The sequence below is a fragment of the Armatimonadota bacterium genome, assembly GCA_016223145.1.
In the GTDB taxonomy this organism is placed as follows: Bacteria; Armatimonadota; Fimbriimonadia; order Fimbriimonadales; family Fimbriimonadaceae; genus Nitrosymbiomonas.
The window spans coordinates 14,259-39,090 of sequence record JACRPN010000012.1; the positions used below are offsets into that span (position 1 = coordinate 14,259).

Annotated in this window: 21 protein-coding genes and 1 tRNA gene; 12 read left to right on the forward strand and 10 right to left on the reverse strand. The window is 61.1% G+C overall.

The genetic code is table 11. The features are described 5' to 3' along the window. Window positions 1-64: 64 nt before the first annotated feature. Window positions 65-2,365, forward strand: coding sequence for a hypothetical protein (locus HZC36_10300; GenBank protein MBI5707365.1), 2,301 nt, complete (start codon window positions 65-67; stop codon window positions 2,363-2,365). Between the two features lie 143 nt (window positions 2,366-2,508). Here the strand turns inward: HZC36_10300 and HZC36_10305 are convergent. Then, window positions 2,509-2,594 (reverse strand) — tRNA-Ser (locus HZC36_10305). A 163-nt stretch (window positions 2,595-2,757) separates the two neighbouring features. On the opposite strand from HZC36_10305, the gene HZC36_10310 reads away from it, so the two are divergent. After that, on the forward strand, window positions 2,758-5,169 hold the full coding sequence (locus HZC36_10310; GenBank protein MBI5707366.1) for a glycoside hydrolase family 95 protein: 2,412 nt from the start codon (window positions 2,758-2,760) through the stop codon (window positions 5,167-5,169). Window positions 5,170-5,176: 7 nt separating this feature from the next. Here the strand turns inward: HZC36_10310 and HZC36_10315 are convergent, their stop codons facing one another. Next, window positions 5,177-7,111, reverse strand: coding sequence for a beta-N-acetylhexosaminidase (locus HZC36_10315; GenBank protein MBI5707367.1), 1,935 nt, complete (start codon window positions 7,109-7,111; stop codon window positions 5,177-5,179). Window positions 7,112-7,252: 141 nt separating this feature from the next. Between HZC36_10315 and HZC36_10320 the strand changes: the two genes are divergently transcribed. From HZC36_10320 to HZC36_10330, 3 genes are all read left to right on the forward strand, one after another. Beyond that, window positions 7,253-8,338 carry a GntR family transcriptional regulator gene (locus HZC36_10320; GenBank protein MBI5707368.1) on the forward strand — a complete coding sequence of 362 codons (1,086 nt, stop codon included), beginning with the start codon at window positions 7,253-7,255 and terminating at the stop codon, window positions 8,336-8,338. Window positions 8,339-8,409: 71 nt separating this feature from the next. After that, window positions 8,410-8,664, forward strand: a complete 255-nt coding sequence (locus HZC36_10325) for a hypothetical protein (GenBank protein ID MBI5707369.1) — start codon at window positions 8,410-8,412, stop codon at window positions 8,662-8,664. Between the two features lie 146 nt (window positions 8,665-8,810). Next, window positions 8,811-9,755, forward strand: a complete 945-nt coding sequence (locus HZC36_10330) for a prepilin-type N-terminal cleavage/methylation domain-containing protein (GenBank protein MBI5707370.1) — start codon at window positions 8,811-8,813, stop codon at window positions 9,753-9,755. 316 nt (window positions 9,756-10,071) lie between these two features. Here HZC36_10330 and HZC36_10335 read toward each other — a convergent pair whose 3' ends face one another. Beyond that, window positions 10,072-11,049, reverse strand: coding sequence for an aldo/keto reductase (locus HZC36_10335; protein ID MBI5707371.1), 978 nt, complete (start codon window positions 11,047-11,049; stop codon window positions 10,072-10,074). A 208-nt stretch (window positions 11,050-11,257) separates the two neighbouring features. On the opposite strand from HZC36_10335, the gene HZC36_10340 reads away from it, so the two are divergent. Together HZC36_10340 and rplK are read left to right on the forward strand one after the other, a co-directional pair. After that, complete coding sequence (locus HZC36_10340; protein ID MBI5707372.1) at window positions 11,258-12,283, forward strand: PD40 domain-containing protein; 1,026 nt, start codon at window positions 11,258-11,260, stop codon at window positions 12,281-12,283. Between the two features lie 336 nt (window positions 12,284-12,619). Continuing rightward, window positions 12,620-13,045: a 50S ribosomal protein L11 gene (gene rplK, locus HZC36_10345; protein ID MBI5707373.1), complete on the forward strand. Its 426-nt coding sequence runs from the start codon at window positions 12,620-12,622 to the stop codon at window positions 13,043-13,045. 15 nt (window positions 13,046-13,060) lie between these two features. On the opposite strand, the gene HZC36_10350 is transcribed toward rplK, so the two are convergent. Then, window positions 13,061-13,837, reverse strand: coding sequence for a rhomboid family intramembrane serine protease (locus tag HZC36_10350; protein MBI5707374.1), 777 nt, complete (start codon window positions 13,835-13,837; stop codon window positions 13,061-13,063). 54 nt (window positions 13,838-13,891) lie between these two features. Here HZC36_10350 and HZC36_10355 point away from each other — a divergent pair, with 54 nt between their 5' ends. From HZC36_10355 to HZC36_10365, 3 genes are read left to right on the forward strand one after another with little or no spacing between them, the layout of a single operon-like run. Continuing rightward, window positions 13,892-14,425, forward strand: coding sequence for a hypothetical protein (locus HZC36_10355; protein ID MBI5707375.1), 534 nt, complete (start codon window positions 13,892-13,894; stop codon window positions 14,423-14,425). Window positions 14,426-14,466: 41 nt separating this feature from the next. Next, the gene (locus HZC36_10360) at window positions 14,467-15,570 is read left to right on the forward strand and encodes a Gfo/Idh/MocA family oxidoreductase (GenBank protein MBI5707376.1); all 1,104 of its coding nucleotides are present in this window, start codon (window positions 14,467-14,469) and stop codon (window positions 15,568-15,570) included. 50 nt (window positions 15,571-15,620) lie between these two features. Beyond that, window positions 15,621-16,046, forward strand: a complete 426-nt coding sequence (locus tag HZC36_10365) for an OsmC family protein (protein ID MBI5707377.1) — start codon at window positions 15,621-15,623, stop codon at window positions 16,044-16,046. Between the two features lie 35 nt (window positions 16,047-16,081). Here HZC36_10365 and HZC36_10370 read toward each other — a convergent pair whose 3' ends face one another. The 3 genes from HZC36_10370 to HZC36_10380 all read right to left on the reverse strand — a co-directional run bounded on the left by HZC36_10370 (window position 16,082) and on the right by HZC36_10380 (window position 19,794). Then, window positions 16,082-16,969, reverse strand: coding sequence for a polysaccharide export protein (locus HZC36_10370; protein MBI5707378.1), 888 nt, complete (start codon window positions 16,967-16,969; stop codon window positions 16,082-16,084). A gap of 98 nt (window positions 16,970-17,067) precedes the next feature. Beyond that, window positions 17,068-17,766: a 16S rRNA (cytidine(1402)-2'-O)-methyltransferase gene (gene rsmI, locus HZC36_10375; protein ID MBI5707379.1), complete on the reverse strand. Its 699-nt coding sequence runs from the start codon at window positions 17,764-17,766 to the stop codon at window positions 17,068-17,070. Window positions 17,767-17,781: 15 nt separating this feature from the next. Beyond that, entirely contained in the window at window positions 17,782-19,794 is a 2,013-nt protein-coding gene (locus HZC36_10380) for a hypothetical protein (protein ID MBI5707380.1), read from the reverse strand. Window positions 19,795-19,886: 92 nt separating this feature from the next. On the opposite strand from HZC36_10380, the gene HZC36_10385 reads away from it, so the two are divergent. Continuing rightward, the gene (locus HZC36_10385) at window positions 19,887-20,792 is read left to right on the forward strand and encodes a formamidopyrimidine-DNA glycosylase (protein MBI5707381.1); all 906 of its coding nucleotides are present in this window, start codon (window positions 19,887-19,889) and stop codon (window positions 20,790-20,792) included. A gap of 5 nt (window positions 20,793-20,797) precedes the next feature. After that, window positions 20,798-21,055 (forward strand): hypothetical protein, encoded by a 258-nt coding sequence (locus HZC36_10390; GenBank protein MBI5707382.1) that lies wholly within the window; start codon window positions 20,798-20,800, stop codon window positions 21,053-21,055. Between the two features lie 43 nt (window positions 21,056-21,098). Here the strand turns inward: HZC36_10390 and HZC36_10395 are convergent, their stop codons facing one another. The 3 genes from HZC36_10395 to HZC36_10405 all read right to left on the reverse strand — a co-directional run bounded on the left by HZC36_10395 (window position 21,099) and on the right by HZC36_10405 (window position 24,765). Continuing rightward, window positions 21,099-22,904 carry an L-fucose isomerase gene (locus HZC36_10395; GenBank protein MBI5707383.1) on the reverse strand — a complete coding sequence of 602 codons (1,806 nt, stop codon included), beginning with the start codon at window positions 22,902-22,904 and terminating at the stop codon, window positions 21,099-21,101. A gap of 133 nt (window positions 22,905-23,037) precedes the next feature. After that, complete coding sequence (locus HZC36_10400) at window positions 23,038-23,823, reverse strand: PEP-CTERM sorting domain-containing protein (GenBank protein ID MBI5707384.1); 786 nt, start codon at window positions 23,821-23,823, stop codon at window positions 23,038-23,040. A 165-nt stretch (window positions 23,824-23,988) separates the two neighbouring features. Continuing rightward, window positions 23,989-24,765, reverse strand: a complete 777-nt coding sequence (locus HZC36_10405; protein ID MBI5707385.1) for a superoxide dismutase — start codon at window positions 24,763-24,765, stop codon at window positions 23,989-23,991. Between the last annotated feature and the right edge of the window lie 67 nt (window positions 24,766-24,832).

Here is a 24,832-nt window from a genome sequence, read left to right on the forward strand (position 1 = left end):
GAAACAACATCCGGCGCGCCGGTCGGCCGTGGCCCGAGGAAGCGCCGAGGAGGAAGCACACACCATGAACGCTAATCGAAACCACTTGTCAGCGGCGGCCCGTCTGGTCGCGGCGCTCCTCGTCACCGCCTGGGGGCTAACCGGCTCAGCGCAGGCCGCGAACCTGAAGGTGCCCCAGCAATACCCCACCATTCACGCGGCTGTCGCAGCAGCTCAGCCTGGCGACAGGATCGTCCTTGCGAACGGCACACACTTTGCGGACGACGGTACTGGCACCATCGTGCTTGACAAAAGCCTCACGATCCGGTCGGCCTCAAACGACCCGACCAAGTGCATCGTGGATTTCACGGATAGCGCAACTTCCGAGTACTTCAACTTTGGCTTCTTCGTTGGCAACTTCTGGGGCGTCGGTACAGTTCTTCCAAACACAATTGACGTGTCCATTTCTGGCATAGGCTTCAGGAACGGGTACGTAGGCGCAATCCTGGTGGAAGAACAAAAGCTCACGGTTACGGATTGTGCTTTCTCCGATCTTGGAGTCAAAGGCGGATATCCGACTTCGTACGGCGCAATAGCTGCAATCCGATCCGATGTCTCCGTCAACCGGTGCCGGTTTGAGAACAACTCGGTTGGAGGACGCTACCCCTATTCGGGAATCGATACTCTATCGGGGTGCGTCGTGGCGGTTGGCGGTTCCTGTAGGATTACTGCTTCGACCTTTATTGGCAACGAGGAGCGGTATGGCATGAGACTGACAGGAACGGCTGTTTGCACATTTGGGACGCTCGCTGAAATCTCCAATTGCGAGTTCATTGACAACCGTGCCGAGTCGCCCGGGCCGATGACCGATGCAGCAGTTACAGTGTTCGGTTCTGGCAAGATCAACGGATGCTTGTTCCGTAACAACGCCGGCTGGGTTGGCGGCGCAATCTACGCGCGCAGCACTGGTGTCGATAGCCTCGGGGTTCAGATCTCGGGATGCTACTTCGAAGCGAACACTGCTTGGCAGGGCGGCGCGATTTCCGGAAATGCGGTCATTGCGGATTCCACGTTCAGCAATAACGTTGCGGCGAGCCCGTATTCGGGTGCCGGCGGATCGGGTGGAGCCCTCGCTCTGGGCGGGTATGGAAAGGCCATGAACTGCACATTCACTGGCAACGCGGCCGACTATGGAAGCGCCGTGAGCTTGGGAATTGCCGTCCTCCAGAACTGCACGTTCGCAGGAAACGGCGCGACGCTTACTGGCGCCGTGTACAGCGAAGCCCTGACCCACTGGGACACCAACACCTACCCCCAGCCTGTGATCGCAAACTGTGCATTCTGGGGCAACCAAGGCCTGAGCATTTCTCGAAAGGCAGACTACACGGACGGTACACACAGTTACGAGTACTGGGACCCGCTGGTCCAGAACTGCCTTCTGGAATCGGCCAATCCCCTCTTCGTAGACCCCGCCAACGGCGACTTTCGGTTGCAGCTCGGCTCGCCGTGCATTGATGCGGGCAATGCGTCACTGCTCCCGCCCGACATCTTCGACCTGGACAAGGACGGGAACACCACCGAGCCCTGGCCCTACGACATGGACGGCAACGTGCGCGTGTGGTCGCCCGTCGGAGGCCCGCAGCTTCTCGACATCGGCGCCTACGAGTACGTCCAGAACACCGACGTCGGCCTGGCGGTCACGGCGCTTGCCGCCGGAGACGCGACGCTCACGTTCGACGCGGTCACGACGGCCGGCAACACCACGGTGCAGACCCTGATCGGCGTGCCGCCGGTGCTTCCGGCGAACTTCGCTGTTCAGGGCGCAACCTACTACGAGATCCAGACCACAGCCACCTACTCGGGGAGCATCCAGGTGCGGCTGCCCTACACGGGGCTGACCAACCCCAGGATCCTCCACTTCGAGAACGGGGCGTGGGTGGACGTGACCACCAGCGTGGATGCGCAGTACGTCTACGGCACGGTGACGAGCCTGTCTCCCTTCGCCGTGGCGGAGACAAGGGGCTACCCGGTGGAGATCGACATCAAGCCGGCCTCCACGGTCAACAGCATCAACCTAGGCTCGAACGGCGTGATCCCGGTGGTGATCTACTCCTCGGAGACGTTCGACGCGACGACCATCGACCCGGCGTCGGTGCTGCTGGCGGACTCCGGCATCAAGGTGCGCGGCAACGGCACTTACCAGTACTCGCTGACCGACGTGGACGGAGACGGGCTGCGGGACATGGTGGTGCAGATAAGCACCGTGGGCATCCAACTCTCCCAGGGCGACACCGAAGCGGTGCTGACGGCCATGACGCGCCCGACGACCGAACACCCTCAAGGCGTGCAAATCATCGGCATCGACACCGTGAGAATCGTGCCGTAGAGGGCGCGGCGCGGTTCATCAGGGAGGAGGAACCGAGGGGGCCCGGCCATACGGTCGGGCCTCTTTGCCCGCTGCTCTCTGCAGCATTCGGGTCCGCAGAGAGGCTCTGACAACAGCCGAAGGCCAGTAATAGGTTCATATCCTGGCGGAGAGAGAGGGATTCGAACCCCCGGGACTTGCGCCCAACGGTTTTCAAGACCGCCGCAATCGACCACTCTGCCATCTCTCCGGCGCAGATGATACCGGAAGGAGGTTCGGGGGACGGGAGACTGGGAGAAGATGGGATGAGTCGGTGAGTAGGTGAAAGGGTGAGTGGGTTAAAAGGGGAGGGGAACCGGTTAACCGCCACCCGGCCAGAAGGGCAGGCCGCTCCTCGCCCCGAATCTCAGACCATGCACTTCTTGGCAGCCGCAATGCTCGTCTCAAATGGGATGGCCACACCAGTCGATCACCAGATCCAGAGCAGTGCGCTCACCCTCTGGTACCGCCAGCCCGCCAGGAACTGGAACGAGGCGCTTCCCATCGGGAACGGCCGAATTGGAGCGATGGTGTTCGGCGGCGCCGAAGAGGATCGACTCCAACTCAACGACGACACGATCTGGGAAGGCGCTCCGAGCGACCGCGTGAACCCCAAGGCCAGGGCCGCGCTCGACGAAGTCCGCCGCCTGATCTTTGCCGGCAAGAACGAAGAAGCCGCGAAGCTTGCGGGATCAGACATGATGGGCGTGCCCCCCACCATCGAGTCCTACCAGACCTTGGGCGACCTCAAGATTCGTATACCGGAAGCTTCATCATCGCCGACCTATGAGCGCTCCCTGGACCTCGATTCTGCCCTTGCCACGTCGACGTGCTCCTATCGTCAGGGTCTCCTGACGCGGACAGCCTTTGCGTCAGCAGCTGACGATGTGATCGTCGTGCAGCTTCGCTCGGTCGCCGCCGGACCCTTGAACCTTGAGGTCTTGCTGGAGCGCTCTGCCAATGCGAAGACCACGGCGCACGGCTCCGATGGCCTTCACCTCTCAGGGCGCGCAGGAGATCGCGGCGTGAGGTTTGATGCCTTGCTCAGGGCAACGGTCGAAGGCGGCGCGGTTCAAGTGGATGGAAGCCGGCTGCTCGTGCAGGGGGCTCAGGCGGCCACGCTCTATCTGACCTCCGAGAGTGACTACAACCTCAAAAACCCCGCAAAACCGCTCACCCGAGATCGGCTCGAAGCTTGCCAGAGTGCTTTGGATGCGGCGATGAAGAAGCCGTACAGGAAGCTCCTTTCCGACCACGTCATCGAGCACCAGCGGCTCTTCCGCCGGGTCCGGCTGGACCTTGGCGCCCACCAAGAGGACCGGATTCCGACTGACGTTCGGCTTGCCGAGGTTCAAAAAGGCCGAGACGATCCCGCGCTGGCGGCGCTCTATTTTCAGTACGGGCGCTACCTGATGATGTGCTCGTCCAGGCCGGGCGATATGCCCGCGAACCTCCAGGGGCTCTGGTGCCAAGACATGAAGGCGCCTTGGAACGCGGACTACCACACCAACATCAATCTTCAGATGAACTACTGGCCCGCCGAAGTCGCGAATCTCTCGGAGTGCCACACCCCCCTCTTCGACCTGATGAACGAGATCGCCAAACCTGGAGCCGACGTCGCTAAGCGCATGTATGGCGCGAGGGGTTGGGTGGTCCACCACCTGACGGATGTGTGGGGCTTCGCGACGCCCGCCGACGGGGTCTGGGGTGTGTGGCCGGTGGGTGCGGCCTGGCTCGCGCAGCACCCTTGGGAGCACTTTCAGTTCACACGGGACCGCAAGTTCCTGAAGGACCAGGGCTATCCGCTTATGCGAGGCGCGGCGCTCTTCTTGCTCGACTTCCTGGTTCCTGCGCCCGCTGACAGCCCGGTTGCGGGCAAGCTGGTGACCAATCCGTCCCATTCGCCAGAGAACGGGTTCCGGAAGCCCGATGGGACGACCTCGATGTTCACCTACGCCGCGACCATGGACCTTGAGATCGCCCACGACCTTTTCACAAACTGCATTAAAGCGATCGACGAGCTCGCCAAGAACCGTGCTGGGTTCGACAAAGACCTCCGAAAGGAACTTTTGTCGGCGCTGCGGCAGCTTGCCCCACTGCAGATCAGTCCCAAGACTGGAAGGCTCCAGGAATGGGTCGAAGACTATGATGAGCCGGAGCCGGGGCACAGGCACATGTCCCACCTCTTTGGGCTCCATCCGGGCCGCCAGATCTCCCTGAAGGGAACCCCTGAATTGGCCGCCGCCGTCCGCAAGTCCCTGGAATATCGGCTCTCGCACGGGGGAGGCCACACCGGTTGGAGCCGTGCCTGGATCGTCAACTTTTGGGCGCGTTTGAGAGATGCTGAGAAGGCCCACGAAAACCTCACCGCGCTCTTTGCGCATTCCACCTTGCCCAACCTCTTCGACAACCATCCGCCGTTCCAGATCGACGGAAACTTTGGGGGATGCGCGGGGATCGCCGAGATGCTGCTGCAAAGCCACGAGGGCGGGCTCGCCCTGCTGCCGGCTCTGCCAAACGCCTGGCCCGAAGGCGCGGTCGAGGGATTGAGGGCAAGGGGCGGCTTTGAGGTCTCGATGGTGTGGTCCGGGGGCGTTCTGAGCCAAGTGGGCATCAAGTCTCTGGCTGAGACGCCCGTCTGCAGGCTGCAGGTCCCGACAAATGTCGCGGTTGCATCCGCATCGGTCGATGGCAAGGAGATCACGGTGCGAGAAACCGGCGGGTGGATGAACCTGACGATCCGCAAGGGAAAGTCGGCAATCCTCAAGATCAAGCCTCGAACCTAAGGGGCCGCTACCAGTTGCCCACGCGCCGGACCCGGATGTCGCCGTAGGAGTCGGTGCCGCCGTCTGTGCGGGCCGTAATGCGGAGAGAAACGTGGGCTATGGGCGGGAGCTTGGCCACCTTCAGCCTGTAGCGATTGCCCTTGTTGACACTGCCTGTAGACCCATCGTGAACGTCTTCAGCAACGACGCGGCCATTCACGACCAGTTGCACCGACTGGATGTCCAGCCGGCAATCGCCATAGGCGTATTCGAGCAGAACCTCGTAGATTCCAGGCACACGATCGAAGGACTTAGCGGGCCAATCGACCGTTCTGCAGGACTCCCCAAAGGTCTCGGGCGACCAGCTTCCCAGTTTGGGCGGAGCTGGAGGGTCTATGGGATGGTGGCGTACCCCCATGGCGTCCAGCCGTGCGACGTGGGCTTTGAGCCTTGGCAGGAACTTAGCATAGGTGGGTCGCTCCATTTCGGACCAAACCACTTCGCTGAACACGCTGAGCCTCGGGAAGAGCTGATACTCGGCGATGTCCCAGGTTGGGATCGCCTCGGTCCATAGGGCGCTCTGAGCTCCCAAGACATGATGCTTCAAGTCAGGCTCAAGCTGATTCGGGACCGGCTCATAGGACCAAAGCCGCTCGAGGCCGAGCTTGCCCCAGGGGCGCTTGAGCTCCAGTTTCGGGTCACTGGTCTGGGCTTGGTCGAAGTAGCAGAAGGCTGCGGGAGACATGATCACGTCGTGGCCCTGGCGAGCCGCTTCGATCCCCCCGGCCTCGCCACGCCAGCTCATTACCGTGGCTCCCTGCGCGAGAAAGCCCTCCAGAATCTCGTCCCAGCCGATGAGCTTTCGCCCCTTAGAGGCCAGATAGCGGTCCATCTGCGAGATGAACCACGCCTGAAGCTCTTCTTCGTTTTTGAGGCCAAGGCTCATCATCTTGGCTTGCGCCCGCTCGCTGGCCTTCCATTGGCCCTTGGGCGCCTCGTCTCCGCCGATGTGAATGTAGCGGGAAGGGAAGATCGCCAGGACTTCGTCTAGGACGTTCTGCATGAAGCGGACCGTCGAGTCTTCCACGTTCAGGACGTCGACGTGCGTGCCCCAACCCGTGGCCACTTCGAGTGGGATGCCGGTATTCCCCAGTTCCGGATAGGCCGCGATGGCGGCCTGGGAGTGGCCGGGCATTTCAATCTCGGGGAGCACCGTCACGTGCCTTTGGGCGGCGTACTTGACGATTTCACGAAGGTCGCTCTGTGTATAGAAGCCAGAATGCGGCTTCCCTGAGAACTCGTCGGGCGCATCGTTGACTTGGGTGTCCCTGCGCTTGCTTCCGATCTCGGTGAGCTTTGGATAGCGCTTAATCTCGAGCCGCCAGCCCTGATCGTCGGTCAGGTGCAGGTGAAGCACGTTCATCTTGTGCATCGCGAGAAGGTCGATGAACCTGAGAATCTTGGGTTTTGGGAAAAAGTGCCGGGCGACGTCGAGGTGGGCGCCGCGCCAGGCGAATCGGGGCCTGTCTTCGAGCGTCAGGCAGGGGAGTTTCCACTGGCGGCCCCTTGGTTTGGCCGAGCCAAAGGAGGAATGCGGGAGCATCTGCCGCAGAGTCTGAACTCCGCAATGGACCCCCGCAGGTGTCGAGGACTCAATTCGGATCCCACTTGGATCAACGTGCAGCCGATAGCCCTCGGAGCCGAGCGTCGAAAGCCGCTTGTCGAGAATCAGACGAATGCTGCGAGAGCCTTTGGCCCGCTTGCCGGGCAAGGGCAGTTTGGCGGGCTTGCCGATCCAATGCCTAAGCAGCGAAGCCTCGTTCGCCAGGCCAGGGTCTGCGACGAGGCTCGTTCGGCGGTCGAGGATGAAGGCACCTGGCAGCGGGCGCGCCGTTGCCGGCCTCGGCAGAAAGCAGGACCCTTGCCCGGTGAAGAGAATGGAAAGCGCCGCAAGCACAACCATGGTTTCGCTACTAGAGTGACACAACTTCTATGTAGAAGCGGTGCATCGCGTGTATAATCAACTTGTCGGTTGGACCAGTTCGGACCTAAGCGCTGGCCGCAGGCGCTTTTGCCCGCAGACCATCGGGATTTCGATTCAGTCATGGCAAGAGCGCAACCCAAGTATCTCCGACTCCACGAGCAACTCGCCGCCCGCATCGACCGCGGGGAATGGCTGCCCGGAGACCGTCTGCCCAGCGAACCACTGATTGCCGAAGAGTACGGCGTCGCGTACATGACCGTCCGCAGCGCGATCAGCCAGTTGGTGCGCACGGGGCAATTGCGCCGCATCAGGGGTCGGGGCACCTATGTCGTTGAGCCGGAACAGCCGGACGTGCGCCCGGCCATTGGTCTGCTCTTGGCGGCAAACTGGCACAGTCTGGACCCGTTTTACTTCCCGCCGCTGGTTTCCGGGTTTGTGGAAAAGGCGGAGCAGTTGGGCTATCAGGTACATCTGGCCGACCGGTCTGAGCCGCTGCTTGAGATCTTCCGATTCCGCGAACTGCACGTGAGCGCCGTGGCCTGCGTTCTAGTGGACGAGGAGGATCTGGACGACGCTCATGAGCTTTGGGACAAAGGTGTCTTGGTGGTAGCGATCAACCACTACGGAGGTTCGCGGCGAGTTCCAAGCGTGACGGCAGACAACCAAGGCGCTGCCTATCTTGCGGCCAGACAACTGGTTCAGCTTGGGCACCGATCCTTTGCGTATCTTGCCGGGCCCCCCTGGAATCTCGACGCCAAGGAACGGGGCAAAGGCGTGCGCCGCGCGCTGCGCGATTCAGGGATTCCCTCCGATTCGCTGCTGGTCATGGAAGGTGGCTTTTACGAGGAGAGCGGTTACGCGCGCGGCAAGGAGCTTCTCTCGAAAGACGAGCTTCCCACGGCGGTGATGTCGGTCAGCGACCTCGCGGCGATTGGCTTTTTGCGGGCGGCGCACGAGCTGGGAGTCCGGGTGCCAGAGGACATCAGCGTTTTCGGATTTGGGGACTTTCGGCTCTCCGGATTTGTGCGGCCGGCGCTCACGACGGTGCGCCTGCCGATCAGCGAAATCGGGCGGCGAGCAGCCGAGTCGCTCATCGACCAGGTCCGCGGAATGAGGCCAGACCCTATCACCCTCGAGTGCTCGATGGTACTTAGGGAATCCATCGCTCCACCGAGGTCCCATCCGTTCCCTGGAAAATCTTCCTGATCTCTTTGCACCGCCAAAAACCTATGCTATACTCGTGTTGAACTTCTATAGAGAGGTGAGTCAGGATCGACATGCGCAGTACCATGCTCCTCAAAGTCGCTCTCGCACTTGCCGTCGGCGTTTTTGCCGCGGCCTGCGACAAGGACACCAACAACGCGACCCCCGACACCGTGGCGGAAGCCCAGAAGCAGCGGGAGCAGATGATCGATAACGACAAGACCATGACGCCGGAACAGAAGGACGCCATGAAGCGTGCCCTTCGGATCACGCCGGGCGGTCCTCCGGGATCGAACCCCAAAGATCGAGGCAGCAACCCAGGCAAGTAGCGTCTGAGCCGGAGAATCGTCATGCGAAGAAGCATCCGATCAAAGACACCTTGGAGTTTTCTCCGGGCATTCCCCATGTCCCGGGAGATTGATTCACGGACCCGAACCGCGGAGCCACGAGCTTTTGCGTGTTTGGAGGAGTTGAAATGACCCTAACACACCCACACAAGCGCCGCTTCCTTCGCGGCTTTACTCTCATCGAGCTGCTGGTCGTGATCGCGATCATCGCGATCTTGGCCGCCATCCTGTTCCCCGTGTTCGCTCAGGCTAAGAGCGCCGCCAAAAAGACGCAGTCCCTCTCCAACATCAAGCAGTTGGCGATGGCGGTGATTATGTATATGGGCGACTACGACGACGTGATCCCGATGTCGGAATACGACAGTGGCGACCGCTATATCAGCTGGGCCACCATGGTCGATCCCTACATCAAGAGCGGCAAGAACCTGCCCAACACGAACTCCGGGATCCTCCAGAATCATGCCTCCGATGGTCTGTATCGCAGCCCCGGCAACCCCGTTGGCTATCAAGACGGTCCGAGCTCTGGCTCTTTCAGCTACGGCGTTCACATGTCGCTGTTCGTGTCCAACTACTACGAGTCTTGGGCCGGATATCCGGGAGTCGACACGCCCGCCAACCCCGGCGTGCCGTACAACTTCCTGGACGCGCCCGCCGACAAGATCATGATGATGGAGAAGGGCGCCAACGACCCGGCAGCGGGCTGGAACTACCCGTTCTTCCACGACTGGCAGCAGATGTGGATCGGCCCGATCTGCACGACCGCCGGCGACCCCAACACGGTCTACCGCGACGGCGTCGAGGCGTACACTCCTGGAACCACGGTCTATCACCCCATGTTCGACAACGACTGCCCGAGCTGGTGGAGCGGCGGTTGGGAGTGCGCGGCGCACGCCCGCTATCGCTTCAACCGCAACGCCCCAATGGCCTACATGGATGGCCACGCCAAGACCATGACCAAGGGCGCGATCAAGTGGTTCAAGAACATTTGGGTCGACCGACGCAATATGAACCACTACAGCTGGTTCTATGACTATCTGAACGGCGGAGGCTGGGGCTTCCCAGGCATCCACTAGTTTCGTTTCACGCGGGAGCGCGGGCAAGTCCCGCGATCATTGCGGACCTGCATGAACGAGTGAGGCGGGCGGCTTGCCGTCCGCCTCTATTTGCTTGTGCGCCTTCCTCGTTCACGGGCCTTCCCGGTGCCCGATGGGTGGGAGGAAGGGATGGAGGCCATACCCCCTAAGTGGGGCCATGTTGATCCCTTCACCCGGTTCGTTAGCGCTCAGGGACCTCTCCCCGGCGGGAAGAGGAGGCAGCTAACCCTACGGTTATCGCGTGGAGGGTGGAGGTTCGGGACCGGGGTTTTCGTTCACCGCCCCAAAGGACCGGCTATCTCAACGCCTCACAGATGAACGCCAGGTCGTCCGAAGTCAGCTCCCTGCCATCCGCCGTCAGGTTGCAGGCCACTTGACGTTCGTTCCTGAACCCCGGGATGACGCAGGCCACGCTGGGCTGGGCGAGGATGTAGTTGAGCGCGATCGCCGCGAGGTCTTCGGTCTTTTCACCGAAGCGGGCCTTCAGCCTTGCGAGCTTTGGCTTGAGCTCCGAGAGCGCCTCGGCGGAGAAGGCTCTTGAGTTCAAGCGGTGATCTCCAGGCTCGAACTGGGGCGGTGTCGAGGCGTCGTACTTGTCGAGCAGCCTCGCCTGCGCGAGCGGGCTGAAAGCGACAAACGAAATCCCGCGCTCTTGCATCAGGTTGCTGACCCGCGAGCCGGGACGCACAAAGTGATCGTCCAAGGCGTGGGCCCAGCTTTGCAGGACCGAGGGTTTGAGCTTAGGGACGATGTGCTCGAAGTGGTCCTCGGAATAGGCCGATTGCCCTTTCAGCCGGACCTTTCCCTCATCGACCAGGCGGTTCATCACCTCGATGGCGCCGTCCAGGTACTTCCAGTTCTCGCCAAAGTCGCCGTGGTGGAAGTAGTAGATGTCGATGTGGTCACGCCCCAAGTTGATGAGCGACTGCTCGCACTGGTGCCGGATGTGCGCGGGCTCGTAAGCATGCTCCGCCGTGCCGGGGAACCAGCCGATTTTTGTGGCGATGACGAAATCGGTGGATTTCAGGCCAAGCCGATCGAGCACCCGCCTGAGCATCTGTTCGGCGCGGCCGTTGCCGTAGACGTCGGCATTATCGAAGTGGTTGACGCCACGGTCCACGGCCACCTTGATCGCCTGCGTGATTTCGTCCTCGTCGACGTTGGCCCAGCCGTTGGGGTTGCCGTTGACCCAGTTCAGGCCGCCCATGGTCCAGCAGCCGAGGCTGATCTCCGACACCTTGACGCCCGAGGTTCCAAGTTCGCGGTACTTCATAGCATCAGTATGTCGAAGGCGAGCTCAGAGCAGGGAGGGGCTCGCTGCCCGCGGACAAAGGCTTGCCGGCCATTTGGGAAGTCTGTATCCGGACCCTCGGTGAAGGAATCTATACAAAATTCTCCAGTGCCCGGTTCAATCAGCAGAAATGTGAAATCGCCCTCAGAACGGCTAGGCCAGGCTCGTTCAGGTCTAGCACCATTAATCCATGCTCACGTTCCTCGCGCCAATGCTCCTGGCGCAGACACAGGATTCAGTTCTCGTTGGCGACAACCCCAAGGAGCCTCACCTCAGAAACGTCCGCCAGCTCACCTTTGGCGGCCAGAACGCCGAAGCCTATTGGAGTTTCGACGGAAAGCAGATCGTGTACCAGACGCGACAGCCCGAGTGGCCGGATGAGCAGATCGTGGTCATGAACGCCGATGGATCGGGCAAGCGCCTGCTTTCTACGGGCCTGGGCCGCTGCACGTGCAGCTACTTCACTCCCGACGGCAAGTGGCTCTATTTCAGTTCGACCCACGATAGGAACAAGGGCGCGCAGACCCCGGTGGACCACTCCAAGGGCTACGTCTGGATGGTCAATCCCCAGTTCTCGATCTACCGGGTCCGGGCGGACGGTTCTGGGCTGACGAAGGTGATCGACAAGAACGCCTATGTGGCCGAGACGACCATCGATCCAGGCGGAAAGTACATGACCTGGACATCCAACTTCGAGGGCGACCTCGAGATCTACCGCTCAGACCTGAACGGCGGCAACGTGAAGCGCCTCACCCGCAACGTGGGCTACGACGGCGGCCCGTTCGTGAGCTGGGACGGCAAGAAGATCGTGTATCGGCGGTATGACCTAAAGACGCAGACAGAGGTGGACGACTACCGAAAGCTCCTGGCCGAGAACCTGGTCAGGCCTTCGAAGCTGGAGGTCTACATGATGGACGCGGACGGTAAGAACCCCCGGCGGGTGACCAGCCTCAACTGCGCCAGCTTCGCACCGTTTCTATCGCCAGACAACCAGTGGATCATCTTCTGTTCGAACTTCGGCGACAAGAAGGGCCGGGAGTTCGACCTGTGGCGTATCCGGGTGGACGGGACGGACCTCGAGCGCATCACCCGCAGCCCAGAGTTCGACGGGTTCCCGATGTTTAGTCGCGATGGGAAGCACCTGGTCTTCGCGAGCAACAGGAATGGCAAGGTTCGCGGCGAAACAAACGTGTTCGTGGCGGACTGGATCGAATAGCGTCGGGTAACATGTCGAAAGTACTGGAATGCGTCGGGGCTGTCCCGAGTACGTCGAGACAAATGGCATATTCTAGTTAGCGTCTTTTCCCACCTAAGCCTCCTTAGTCCTCTGCCCCAGGACGGGAGGCTTAGGGTATCCTCTTCATCCCGGCCGGGATGACGCTTCCCCCTCGCCTGGTTGGGACAGCAGATCGTCGAATGACGAATGTTGGATTTTAAGTGTGGAAATCGGGACCGGCGAATGCGTGCTGAGAGCGTGTGCCAATCCACCGCCTTCCGCGTTTGAGATCGCGACTCTCGTTACTCCGTCACTCGACATCCCAAGGTAACCGCCATGGCAAAAAAGATTTCCAGCGTCATCAAGCTCAACATTCCTGCCGGAAAGGGAACTCCTGCCCCGCCCGTTGGCCCAGCGCTCGGCCAGGCCGGCATCAACATGATGGAGTTCCTGAAGAAGTTCAACGAGATGACCCAGCCCCAGATGGGCTATGTGCTTCCCGTTGAGATCACGGTTTTCGAGGATCGGTCGTATGCGTTCGTGGTCAAGCAGCCGCTGACCACTGACCTGATCAAGCAGGCGATCGGGCTGGAGAAAGGCTCCAGCAACCCCCGAAAGGAAATCGTCTCATCGATCGGAAAGGACAAGCTTCGCGAGGTCGCCAAGAAGAAGATGGCCGACTTCAACACCTCCGACGAGGAGATGGCGATGCGGATCGTCGCCGGCTCAGCGCGTTCGATGGGTGTGAAAGTCGAGGACTAAGTCCTTCGGCGAGCCTCACTTTTCGTCGCCTGAAGGGCCCTCGAGGAGCCTCTTCAGGCGTTCCTTTTCGGCTCGGTCCCTCTCGCGGCGCTTGACGTCGTCGAAGTACTCCTTGGAATAGAAGCCCGCGCCCCGAACGAAGTCGTTGCCTTTTGCACCCCGCTCAGGGATCCCAGGGAGCTTCATTCTACGTGTGCCAAGTGACCAGGCGAAGACGAGCGGCAATGCGGCAAAGACTGCGAGCCCCGGGGCGTAGCGCATTTGGACGCTGTAGGCCCCGAACAGGACGAGCAAGGCAGCGAGCCAGGCGATCGCCCGACCACTTACCGGTACTACAAAGAAGAGGAGCATCCGCGCGCTCGCGTTGCGCAGCCCCCAGACCATCGTAAGGCCCGCAAGAGGCACCCAGGGACCGATCAACAGGCCGTCTGCGCCGAGGACCTTGGAGCCGACCCAGAACGTGATGGGGCAGAGCAGCGACTCGACCAGCCAGAAACTGGCCAGCGCTTTGGTGCCTATATCGCGCTCCAGGGCGCCGCCCATCGTCCAGAGCCAGTAGCCCGCGAAGAGCACCGAAACAACGCCCGAGTCGCAATAAGCGTAGGTCAGGGCGGTCCACGGACGCGAGCCGAAGAGGTTGGTCTGAAAGCGGAATGCCTCAAAGGTCCGGAACGAGCGGTCAAACCAGCAGAGCAGAAACCCGATCAGAACGGCAGACACGATGACGGTCGTCGCCGGCGCGCCGTTCCTCAGCTTGAAGTTGCGGAAGTCGTTGGGGTCTCTCGTGACCATGGGTGGATGCCTGTTCATGATTACTTACGGCTCGGCCAGGGCATTAGGACCCCTATGCTGAAACGATTGCGGCGATTTCAGGGTAAATCCTATCGGCGCGCGCGATTGGCGCAAGGTGGAGTGTTGCGGTACTACGTCGTGTTTCCAGATGGCCAACGGTTCGGTCCGGCGGACCTGCAGACGCTGCAGCTCTGGGTGGCCGAGAACCGGGTGGGGCCGGCGACCCTCCTTGAAGAGGAGGGGACCGGGCGCTCCATACAGGCCTACGCATTGCCGTCGCTGGGTTTGAGCCTTTCGCAGCCTGGCCCGCAGCCTGGCCCGCCCTCCAACCAACCTTACGCTGGCTACTATCGGCCCGATCTCTATCAAGCGCCGCAGGCCACAGGATTGGAGACGCGTTGGGCGTGGGTGCTCGGCGCCTTGGGGCTCTTTTGCGGCCAGTTGGCCAGCATCGGCGGAATCGTCCTGGCGATCATCGGCCTCACGAAGCGGCAGCGGGGGGCGACGGCAGCGCTTGTTTTTTGCGGCGCGACCTTCATCCTTCACACAGTCTGGGGCTTGGCGCTCGGTTCGATCCTGCGGTTTTAGGGGCTCACCGTTTCGTTGGGTCCGCCGGTAAGCTCGAATTCATGGGAACGTGGAACGTCGGCGTCGTCGGAGTCGGAAACATCAGCGGCATCTACCTAGAGAATTTGGGCGCCTACGCGCGGACCCAGGTCGTCTCCTGCGCGGACTTGGACATGGACCGCGCCAAGAGCGTGGCTGAGGCCAAGGGTATCCCGAAGGCCCAAACGGTGGACGCGCTCTTGGCCGATACGGAGGTTGATGTCGTTCTCAACCTGACCGTTCCCAAGGCGCACTACGCCGTCTCAAAGGCCGCACTGGAGGCCGGAAAGCACGTCTACGTCGAAAAGCCGCTATCGGTGAACCGAGATGAGGCGCGCGAGCTGAAAGAGCTTGCCGATGCGAAGGGCTTGAGGCTGGGCTGCGCGCCGGACACGGTGCTTGGCGCGGGAATTCAGACGTGCAGAAAGCTCATCGACGACGGCGCGATCGGTGAGCCCGTAGGCGCCAACGCGTTCATGCTCTGCCCGGGACACGAAAGCTGGCATCCGTCCCCGGAGTTCTATTACGAGAAGGGCGGCGGTCCGATGCTCGATATGGGCCCCTACTATGTGACCGCATTGGTCACGCTGTTGGGCGGGGTGGGCAGCGTTTTCGCCGAGTGCCGAACCCCCCGCGCCACGCGCACCATTACGAGCGAGCCGAAGAAGGGGAAGGTCGTTCCGGTAGAGACCCCTACCCACATCGTCGGGCTTCTTTCGTTTCAAAACGGTGCGGTGGGGCAGATCACAACGAGCTTCGACGTGCAGCGCACGACGCTGCCATGCATCGAGGTCTACGGGTCAGAAGGCTCGATATTGGTGCCCGATCCGAACGGTTTTGGCGGCCCCGTCAAGCTGTTCCGCAAGGGCGAAAGCGACTGGCATGAGGTTCCGCTGACCCACGGTTTCGCCAAGAACTCGAGGGGCCTTGGCTTGCTCGACCTGGTTTGCGCCATCGACTACAGTAGGCCGAACCGGGTGGACGGCGGCTTGAGCTATCACGTGACCGACGTGATGCTGAGCCTCCTCGACGCTTCGGACAAGGGGACCAGGATGGCCCTGAACAGCGCCGTAGAGCGGCCCGCCCCGATGCCCGGGGCCACCGACGAACGCGACCTTCCAGGATAGCAGCTGGTTCTGACCAGCAAGTACAGATTCAGCCCTGCGATACTTAGGGCATGAGGATGGATCTGGAATGGAAGGGCGACCTCGCCTTTGAGATCACGGACGCCGAGGGCGACAAATGCATGATGAACAGCGACCGGGATGCCCCGAGCCACCTGAAGGGCCCCAGCCCCATGCAGGCGCTTGCGGCTTCGATCGGCGCATGTGCGGCGATGGACGTCATCGCGATCCTCAAAAAGAAGCGTCAGGAAGTGACGTCGTATCGCGTCGTGGTTGAAGCTGAGAGGGTGCCCGAGGGCACTTACCCGCGCCCGTTCACGTCGGTGGCCGTCAGGCACATCGTGAAGGGCCGCAACCTCGACGAGGCGGCCGTGAAACGAGCGGTAGAACTCAGCGAACAGAAGTACTGCTCTGTGGCAGCGACGCTGCGGACGTCACCGCCCATGACGCACGTTTACGAAATCGCTGAAGCGAGCTGAAACGCGGCGATAAACCACGAAAGGCACTATTCAACCTAGAACGGGTTGAACCCAAAGATCCCCTGTCGGGAGAGCAGGTTGAAGATCCAAACGGTGTTGACCGCTCCGGAGATTTCGCTGATAGGAGGCGTCTTCGTCTTTGAAATGAAGACGATATCGCCTGGCCTGAGCGTGATGTCCTGCGTGAAATCGCCTTTCATGAAGAACTTGACCAAATCGCATTTGATCGGCCGGTATTGGTCGTTTTGGCCTGCGATCGGCCGGAATACGATCGTCTCGCTGAACTTGGTCCGCCCCGGGATCTCGCCCCCACCGATCGCAATGAGGTCGGTCAGCTTCATCCCGTCGCGATAAGGATACTGGCTCGGCCTTTGGATGGTGCCGATCAAGTTCACGTGGTTCCGAGTGTCCTGCGGGACGAAGAGTTCGTCCCCGTCTTCGATTTCGTAGTTCTGCGACGTATCCGCCCGGTTCAAAAGCGAATAGAGGTCGATGGGGATCTGCTCTTGGGATCGTGCTTTCCTCAAGGTGGCACGGTAAGGGTCGGCTCGCTCGGTGTCGAGTGCGGCTCGGCCCAGCAACGTGACGATCGTTTCGCCCTTTCGAATCGGAAAGCTTCCTGGTTGCCGAACGGCGCCTATTACGGTTGCTTTGAGCTCACGAAACCGGATGATCGTCACCGAAACGCGGGGGTCTCGAAGGCGAAGCCTTTGGATGTAGAGCTGAGTGAGTTCGGCGGCGAGTTCGTCGATAGTGCGACCCGCTGCCTTGACGCTTCCCACGAAGGGTGCCGCGATGTTGCCATCGTAACCGACTGGCACCTGAGAATCCACTTGAGTTTCGTTGTAGACCTGAATCCTAAGAACGTCTTCAGACTGAAGCTGATAGGTCGGGGATTGTCCAGCCGAGAATGACGCAAGCATCGTGAGCAGCCCCAGGCAACATGTTGCGAGGAGCCAACTACGGCCGTTATTGATCAGGTGCAACGCACTCACCATAGGTTCGAACCAACCAAGCTCCCTTACCTTACCCCAACATCGTGCCCAACCTTGCGCTTTCCTTCAATCACTAAGGTCCATTCGCCCTTCTCCGGCACTTGCTGTTGAGACGGAACAGAGGGCAGAGTGGATCGAAAAACCTGCTGATGAAGCTTGGAAATTTCACGACAGATGGTGTAGCGGCGCTCGCCCAATGTGGAGTAGGCAGTCTCAATGAGATTCTTGGCTCGAAACGGGCTTTCAAACAGGACGATTGTGAGCGGACTATCTGTAAAAGCATCCAACTCCTTTCGGACTGCCCCAGCCTTTCTTGGAAGATAGCCGAGAAAAGCGAACCGCTGGGCGTAGTAACCGCTGAGCATCAGCGCCGTGGTCACCGCGCTGGGACCTGGGATGGCGTCCACTTGCTCGCCGGCCTCATACCAGAGGTCTGCAAGGTGGGCGCCGGGGTCGCTGATCCCGGGACAGCCTGCGTCGGTGATCAAGGCCACCGAGCCCGCGCTCTCGATTTCCCGCAGCAGCGCTCCATACCGGGACTCTGGCGTATGGTCGTTGAGCACCACCATCCGCTTCTTCGTGTTCAACGCGGCCTGCAGCTTCGCACTTTGGCGCGTGTCCTCCACGATCCAGAAGTCCGCTGCGATGAGCGTCTCGGCGGCCCGGGGTGAGAGGTCCCCGAGGTTGCCGATCGGCGTCGCGACAAGGATCAGCTTAGCCGGCATCGGCCACCTGGCGCCTTACTTCCCACCTTTGCCTGCGTTTGTTGGCGGTGCAGTGCCCTGGCCCGTCGCGCCTGGCTGGCCAAAGGTGCTGCCACTTTTGGAGCCTGCGCTGCCCGTGCCGCTCGTTCCCGCCTTGGCGGCCGCCTTGTCTTTCTCGGCTTGGGCCTTGGTCTCTTCTTCCAGCTTTTTGCGCTCGGCCGCGGCCTCGTCGTCCAGTTTCTTCTTCTCGACCTTGTACTTCTGGATCAGTGCCGCGACCTCGGAGACCTGCGCGTCGGTGATGAAGCCGAGACCTTTGGCCACCGACATCTGGGCTTGGATTTGCTTGTTCAGGGCTTCACCTGTCGGAGAGTAGTCCTGGTTCGACTCGGCCTGGCTCTTAAAGAACTCAAACGCTCCGTTGCGGTAGGTGTCCAGGTTCTCGTTGACTAGCTTGAGCGACTCCGCGTCCACCCCTGCGGCGGCAAGTTTGGCGTTCATCGCGTCGACCCGCTTGTAGTTGGCGATGGACTTCTCGTCGTAGGTGAATAGAAGCTGAGCCGCTGAAGAAACCTGTTCGAGCGCTTCGTCCGGCTTCTTCTGGTCGATGAGGAGGTTCGCAAGCTCCATCCGGAGGTCAAGGCTATCCGACATGGTGAGGATGTCGGTCAGCACTTCCACGCGGTCGGCCTTGAGCTCGTTGCGCTGCTCGTCGCTTGAAAGCTTCCAGAGGTCCTCAAACGCGCCGTATTCAGCCAGCGTCGCGGGGCGCTCGTCCAACCCGCCGCCCTCCGCAAGTACAGCCTTGGCGTCTTCGTAGGCCTTTTGAAAGGCCTCGCGACGTTTGGCTTCATCGGTCGCCAGGTCCGGGTCCGCCTTGGCTTCGGCCCAGTCAAAAATGGCCTTGAAGCCCTTGGAGGTCCACTTCACCGTCCCGTCCTTCTTCGCCTTGACGACGCGGTTGTAGACCTCGTTCGACGCGTAGCTGTCCTGCAGTTGGCTCACTCGCTGCGCCTTGCTCTTTTCCCAGTCCTTTGGCAGGCTCGATCCCAGCCGAACCAGGCGATAGATCGCCGCACCGGACCCGGTGTCCACAATCGCCGTCGTTTCGCCCGGCTTCAGGCTCAATATCGGCTTGAGGTTTCGGTCGTGCTCCAGGTTCGAGCGTTCGTAATCGATCGTCGATTCGCTCTTCGTCTTCTTCCCCGGCGCCACGGGATCGTCGCTGAACTGGTTCATCGCGGCCTCGAAATCCATGCCGCCATCCAGCGCCGCCTTCACCTTCTCCATGCGCTCGCGCGCGGCGGGAAAGTCGGGCCGATTCGGGTCTTTTTTGAACGCATCGGCAAAGACGCGCTTCGTGATCCAGGTGTCATAGCTCTTCTTGATGTCGTCATCGGAAAACTGCTTGCCGGCCTTGAGCTTGCTCACCAGGGCGATTTGGATGACCTGGCGGTACATGGTTGCTGCTTTCTCTGGGTCCTGAAGGTCAGCCTTGATCTGCTCGGCCTGCTTCTCTTTGAACTCGCTGGGCGACATTGAATGCTTGTTTTTGAAAGCAAGGGCAAAGTCGGCTTCCGACTTGCCCACTCCGAGGGTTTGCTTTTCAAAGGCGATGGTCTGCTCGGCTTGCTCGGCTGCAACCTTGTTGACTTCCTGGTCGAGCGAATCCGGCTCAATGGAAATGCCGTTCTGGGTGGCCAAATATTCGAAAACCGCGTCGTTGGCCGCAAAAGAGACCGCCCGGCCGAAGTTCTGGGCGACGATGGCGGGATCGGGCGACTCCCCAAGCTGGCCGGAGAGCTGGGTGTAGTAGCGGTCCACGGCCTCAGCGGTGATCGCGCGATCGCCTACAGAGCCGATGGAGGTCTTGGGGCCCTCGGCCATGTTCGGCCCGCCCGTACAGTTGCCGGACCACAGGAATCCGATGATGAGCATCAGGCCCACAACGGCCGTGATGATGGTGCCGCAACCGGATTTTTCGAAGAAATGGCGAGTTTTCGTAATCGACACAGGTTCCACCGCGCGCTCATCGAGCGCTTCAAGCAAGGGTTAAGTATGACACGTCTGGAGCTTGAGCCGAGTTCCCGATGCGTCATTCCGTAGAGGCTCCTTGCGCGTTCTACAATGGAACCGGAGCCATGCCCGAGTTGCCTGACGTGATGGTGTATGTGCGCGCCCTGCGGCAGCGCGCGGTGGAACAATCCCTGACGGAGCTGAGGGTCTGGAACCCGTTCGTGCTTCGCACGGTCGATCCGCCAGTCTCGGCGCTGAAGGGTCAAACGGTCCTCGATGTGCGGCGCTTGGGGAAGCGAATTGCCGTCGGGTTTGAAGACGATCTGTGGCTGGTGATCCACTTGATGATCGCCGGAAGGCTCCGCTGGTTTGAGCCGGGCAAGGGGCCCAAGGGCAAGCCGCCAAAGATCTTCCACGCCTCGCTTCAATTCGAGACGGGCATGTTGGTCTTGACGGAGGCCAGTTCGCACAAGCGGGCGTCGATCCATGTGGTGAGGGGCGAAGACGCCCTCGCTGCCCATGATCCAGGCGGTATCGAACCCCTGGAGTGCAGCCTCGAATCGTTCCGACAACAAATATTGTCGGAGAATCGTACCCTCAAGAGGGCGCTCACCAACCCCAGAGCCTTCAGCGGAATTGGCAACGCGTATTCGGACGAGATTCTGCACGCAGCACGGCTTTCTCCCCTAAGGCTCACACGAAGCCTCGCCGCTGAGGAGGTGGAGCGCTTATGGAGTCAGACCCGCCGGACACTTTCCGACTGGTCCGAGAAGCTGTGGACCGAATTTGGCGGCCGATTCCCTGGACCTGGCGAGATCACGGCGTTTCGCCCCGATTTCGCCGCCCACGGCAAATTTGGAATGCCCTGCCCGGTGTGCGGCTCGCCCATTCAGAGAATCCGCTACGCCGAGAACGAGACGAATTACTGCGCCAACTGCCAGAACGAAGGCCGGCTGCTCGCGGACCGCGCTCTATCCAGGCTCCTGAAGAGCGACTGGCCGAAGACGCTCGAAGAAATGGAGGGGGGGTAGGATCGGTGAAGCCGGAACGAGCCGTTAAGGTGCTGCCCTGGATCACCTGCATGCTGGCAGCAATCCCGTCGGTATGGCAGTTCGTGGTCCGGCCAGTGGTCAATGACCTCGATGAGTGGGGCAAAGGGCTGGGCGAAGCACTCTACATTGGGCTTCCGTTCTATTTGTCGTGGATTTTGCCCTTGGGTTATGGCGTTGGATGGCTAATCCGGCACTGGATCCTGAAGAGGAGGTCGGTACGGGCCGATTCACCCACTTCGTGAAGTGGAGAGCGATAGCGAGGATTCTTTAGGCGCGCTCCTCCCTTCACCCATACAGCGGCCCGTAAGCCGCACAAGCCCGAAAATCCGCGCCAATCGGCTCATTGACCCCAAACCTCGACCACACTGCCGGCTGGAACACCCGATCCTGCGGCACGTTGTGCATGTCCACCGGAATTCGCAGCATCGAAGCCAGCGTCATCATGAGGTCGCCGACATGCCCGTAGCAGATCGCGCCGTGGTTGGCGCCCCAGTTGTTCATCACGTTGTACACGTCGTCAAACGGGAAACGGCCGTTTAGCACGGGAACGAACCAAGTGGTGGGCCAGGTCGGACTGGTCCTTTCGTCTAGAGCTTTGTGGACATCCTCCGGCAACTCGCCGGTCCAACCTTCTGCGATCTGGAGCACGGGGCCAAGGCCGTGGACGAGGTTCAACCGGGCCATCGTGACAGGCATCCCTTCGCGGGTTGTGAAGTCGGTTGACCAGCCTCCGGCGGGGAAGTACCCGAGGTCGCTGGTACACCACTTTGTCGCGTTCAGGCAGCGCTCGGCATCTGTTCCGGTGACGGCCCACCAGGGCTTGAGAACGGGCTGGCCGTGGCTGTTTTGTTCGCCTGTCCAGTCGAGAGCCGCCGGACCCGAGTTGATGAGGTGCAGAATGCCGCCCTCTCCGCCCCCCGAGAGCGAATAGTTGGCGACGCGCTCGACCGAGCCTTGGCTCCAATAGGTGCGGACATCGGCAAAGAGCTGGGCGGACCCGGTAAGCAGGTGCCCGAAAAGCATGGTCGCGCCGTTGAGCGAGTCGTTCTCGGTTGCGACGATGTAAGGCTGCCGGATGCCGTTCCAATCGAAGCTGGTGTTGAGGATGGCCTCCATAAAGTCGCCATTGGGAAGGTGGTCGGTCCACTGACGCTGGCCCTGAAACCCACCGGCGATCGCATTCCGGCCGCGCGCCTCTTCCTTAAATCCCATGTCGGCAAGCTTGGGGTTGCCAACCATCAGATCGCGCGCGATCAGCGCCATTTTGACGCTGGTCTGCCAGTCTTGGTCCTTCTGTTCTCGGGTCCGCTGCTTCTCAGGGGCATTCCAGTCCTTGCCTTCCTTACAGTGCTCGCGGCTCCAGGCCATCGCCTTGCCGAACTCTTCCGGGTCGAATATCCCTCGCTCCATGCGCCGGATGAACTCGGTCATGTCCACCGATTCGACCCTCATGCCGAGATAGCGCTCGAAGAAACTGTGGTCCACGTTCGAGCCGGCGATGCCCATGCTGACCCCGCCCATGGCCAGGTAGCTGTTACCGCGCATGCTCGCCGCAGCGATTCCTGCGCGAACGAACTTGAGGATTTTCTCCTGGACGTCGTCCGGAATGTCGGTGTCGCCGAGGTCTTGAACGTCCTTGCCATAGATGCCAAAGCAGGGAAGCCCCTTCTGTGCATGCCCGCTCAGCGTGGCTGCCAGATAGACGGCGCCGGGCCGCTCGGTTCCGTTGAACCCCCAGATGGCCTTGGGCCGAAGGGGGTCCATGTCCATCGTTTCGGTGCCGTAACACCAGCAGGGCGTGACGGTCAAGGAGACGCCAACGCCTTCTTTCTGGAACTTGGCGGCGCACTCGGCCGCTTCGGCCGCGCCTCCGATACAGGTGTCATGGACGACGCATTCCACCGCGAGCCCGCAGGAATGAAAGATGCGCTTTTCGATGAGCTCTTTGGCGGCTTTCGCCATCGCCATGGTCGGGCCCTCGAGCGACTCTCGGACGCCGCCGTAGCGCCCGTCGATGGTGGGGCGGATTCCTACTTTGGGAAGGGCGGTCTTGAGGCGATTTTCGGGGCGTTGGACTTTGAGCGTTGCCATGGCTAAACCTGCTTCCCAGTTTGCCACAGACGGCCCAGCCCGGCTTAGGCGGCAGCTAGACAAATCGAAGCGGGCTCAAGGGAATAGCCCTTGAGCCCGCCGGTCAAATGCAGCTTGCTTTCGCGGTTGCGGCCTAGCGGCGCTTTCGGGCGAGGGCCACAAGGATCCCGCCGGCAAATACCAGAACGCTCGCGGGCTCGGGTACCGTGCCGACGATCTGGAAGGCAAAGTCCTGTGCGTGAACGTCGTCCACGACGTCGTACCAGCCACCGTGGAACGCGGTGTCAAAGGCAGAAGCATTGGCGCCTGCCTTTCCGCCTTGGCCAAGGTAGGTGACGAGCGTCATCGTGGGGCCGGAGCCAAGGGAGCCCGTGGCGGCCCAGACGACGGCGTAATGGCCTTCGCCCAGTGACACGTCGACAGCGGCGTCGATCGACATCAGCGGCCTGGTGTTGTTGGCAAACCCTTCGGTCTCACCCATCCGATAGATGTTTGTAAACGAGGAACCTGAGAGCCGGTTCGTGGCGTCGTCGCCAAAGACGAGCGTGCCCGTGGTAGGGTCCGTCGAGCTCGTGGGGTTGGCGTAGATCATGACGTAGAGCCCCGTCATGGTGGACGTCGTCGTGGAGCCCTTCTGATAGCCGAAGAAGGTCATCTGGTCGATGTCCCAGGTCTGGCCTGCAGCGACTTCGAAATCGTCAGAGACCCAGAATCCGCCGGCTTTGTTCGCGGTGATGCCGGCCACGGCGAGACCCAATGTGTCGTCCTGGACCAGGCTGGCGTCCGCGCCGCCGGAGGCTGCGCCGGCGTTGGTCACCATGGGGCCGTTATCATAGAGAAGCGTCGCCTGCGCGGCAACTGCTGTAGCGAGAAGGGCGCTAGCAAAGAGCACCCGCGTCCAAGCACGATTCAACACCATAATTCCTCCGTCATTTCCAAGGGCCCGCCACCTCATGCGGCCGCGGAGCCAATAGCGGACAGCAAGACTGCTGTCCATCTCACCTAATACTGTAAACCATCCGAGGCGCTTGTGCCAAGCGCTTCATGAGAACACAACCCTAACCCGTATTTTTGCCTGCCAAGGTTAGGGAAGCAAGACGGCTTCGCCGCGCCGGTTCACCGCATCCCAATCGATGACCTTCAGGTAGGCGTCGATGTAGGCGCCACGGTTGGTGGCGAAGTCCAGATAATAGGCGTGCTCGTAGACGTCGAGCGCGAGAACCAGCGTGTGGTTCCAGATCGGGAAGGTGTTCTGCGCGTCGCCAAGGTAGTTGAAAACCCGCTTCTCGGCATGGTCGTAGGCCAGATAGACCCACCCGCGCGCGGCAATTCCGGTGGCTTTCAGGTCGGCGGCCCAATTCTCAAAGGAGCCATAGGCCTCCTTGATCAGGTCGGCGACCTTGCCGGTAGCGGGTCCGCCCTTCCCGCCAATGGTGTCGAAATAGACGTTGTGGTTGACGAACCCTTCGTAGGCGAACGAGTAATCGGCCTTCAGCGCGCGCATCTGGCTATAGATCTGGTTGGCCTTGGCGGGGTCCGGCACACCCATCTCGGCGAGGGCGGTGCGGATCTCGTTGGTCTTTCGAGCGTAGCCCTGCCAGAGCTTCAGGTGTTCGTCGTGGGTTCTTCGACTGATGCCGACGCTCTCCGTCGTATAGACCTTTTCAGGAATCGCGGAGGGTACTTCGACGAGCTTGGGTCCAACGGTGGTTTCCATGGTTTTCTCGCTTGCGGGCGCTCCAAGAGTGGCGCTCAGAGCCGTCAGGTTGGGGGTCAGCGCCGCTCCGGCACAGGCCTGAAGGAGGCCACGCCTGCTCCATTTGGAGGTTACCGCAGGCTCGCTATTGGGGGCGTCTGACACCAATTCATACTACCTTGTCAAGATTAGCGGCCGCAGTTGGTGAGGAGAGTCCCCAACGTCCCCATGC

Bases quoted from the DNA above. Each gene is read 5' to 3' on its own strand.
- HZC36_10300 (MBI5707365.1), top strand. From the start codon at position 65: ATGAACGCTAATCGAAACCACTTGTCAGCGGCGGCCCGTCTGGTCGCG.
- HZC36_10310 (MBI5707366.1), top strand. From the start codon at position 2,758: ATGCACTTCTTGGCAGCCGCAATGCTCGTCTCAAATGGGATGGCCACA.
- HZC36_10315 (MBI5707367.1), bottom strand. From the start codon at position 7,111: ATGGTTGTGCTTGCGGCGCTTTCCATTCTCTTCACCGGGCAAGGGTCC.
- HZC36_10320 (MBI5707368.1), top strand. From the start codon at position 7,253: ATGGCAAGAGCGCAACCCAAGTATCTCCGACTCCACGAGCAACTCGCC.
- HZC36_10325 (MBI5707369.1), top strand. From the start codon at position 8,410: ATGCGCAGTACCATGCTCCTCAAAGTCGCTCTCGCACTTGCCGTCGGC.
- HZC36_10330 (MBI5707370.1), top strand. From the start codon at position 8,811: ATGACCCTAACACACCCACACAAGCGCCGCTTCCTTCGCGGCTTTACT.
- HZC36_10335 (MBI5707371.1), bottom strand. From the start codon at position 11,049: ATGAAGTACCGCGAACTTGGAACCTCGGGCGTCAAGGTGTCGGAGATC.
- HZC36_10340 (MBI5707372.1), top strand. From the start codon at position 11,258: ATGCTCACGTTCCTCGCGCCAATGCTCCTGGCGCAGACACAGGATTCA.
- rplK (MBI5707373.1), top strand. From the start codon at position 12,620: ATGGCAAAAAAGATTTCCAGCGTCATCAAGCTCAACATTCCTGCCGGA.
- HZC36_10350 (MBI5707374.1), bottom strand. From the start codon at position 13,837: ATGGTCACGAGAGACCCCAACGACTTCCGCAACTTCAAGCTGAGGAAC.
- HZC36_10355 (MBI5707375.1), top strand. From the start codon at position 13,892: ATGCTGAAACGATTGCGGCGATTTCAGGGTAAATCCTATCGGCGCGCG.
- HZC36_10360 (MBI5707376.1), top strand. From the start codon at position 14,467: ATGGGAACGTGGAACGTCGGCGTCGTCGGAGTCGGAAACATCAGCGGC.
- HZC36_10365 (MBI5707377.1), top strand. From the start codon at position 15,621: ATGAGGATGGATCTGGAATGGAAGGGCGACCTCGCCTTTGAGATCACG.
- HZC36_10370 (MBI5707378.1), bottom strand. From the start codon at position 16,969: ATGCTTGCGTCATTCTCGGCTGGACAATCCCCGACCTATCAGCTTCAG.
- rsmI (MBI5707379.1), bottom strand. From the start codon at position 17,766: ATGCCGGCTAAGCTGATCCTTGTCGCGACGCCGATCGGCAACCTCGGG.
- HZC36_10385 (MBI5707381.1), top strand. From the start codon at position 19,887: ATGCCCGAGTTGCCTGACGTGATGGTGTATGTGCGCGCCCTGCGGCAG.
- HZC36_10395 (MBI5707383.1), bottom strand. From the start codon at position 22,904: ATGGCAACGCTCAAAGTCCAACGCCCCGAAAATCGCCTCAAGACCGCC.
- HZC36_10400 (MBI5707384.1), bottom strand. From the start codon at position 23,823: ATGGTGTTGAATCGTGCTTGGACGCGGGTGCTCTTTGCTAGCGCCCTT.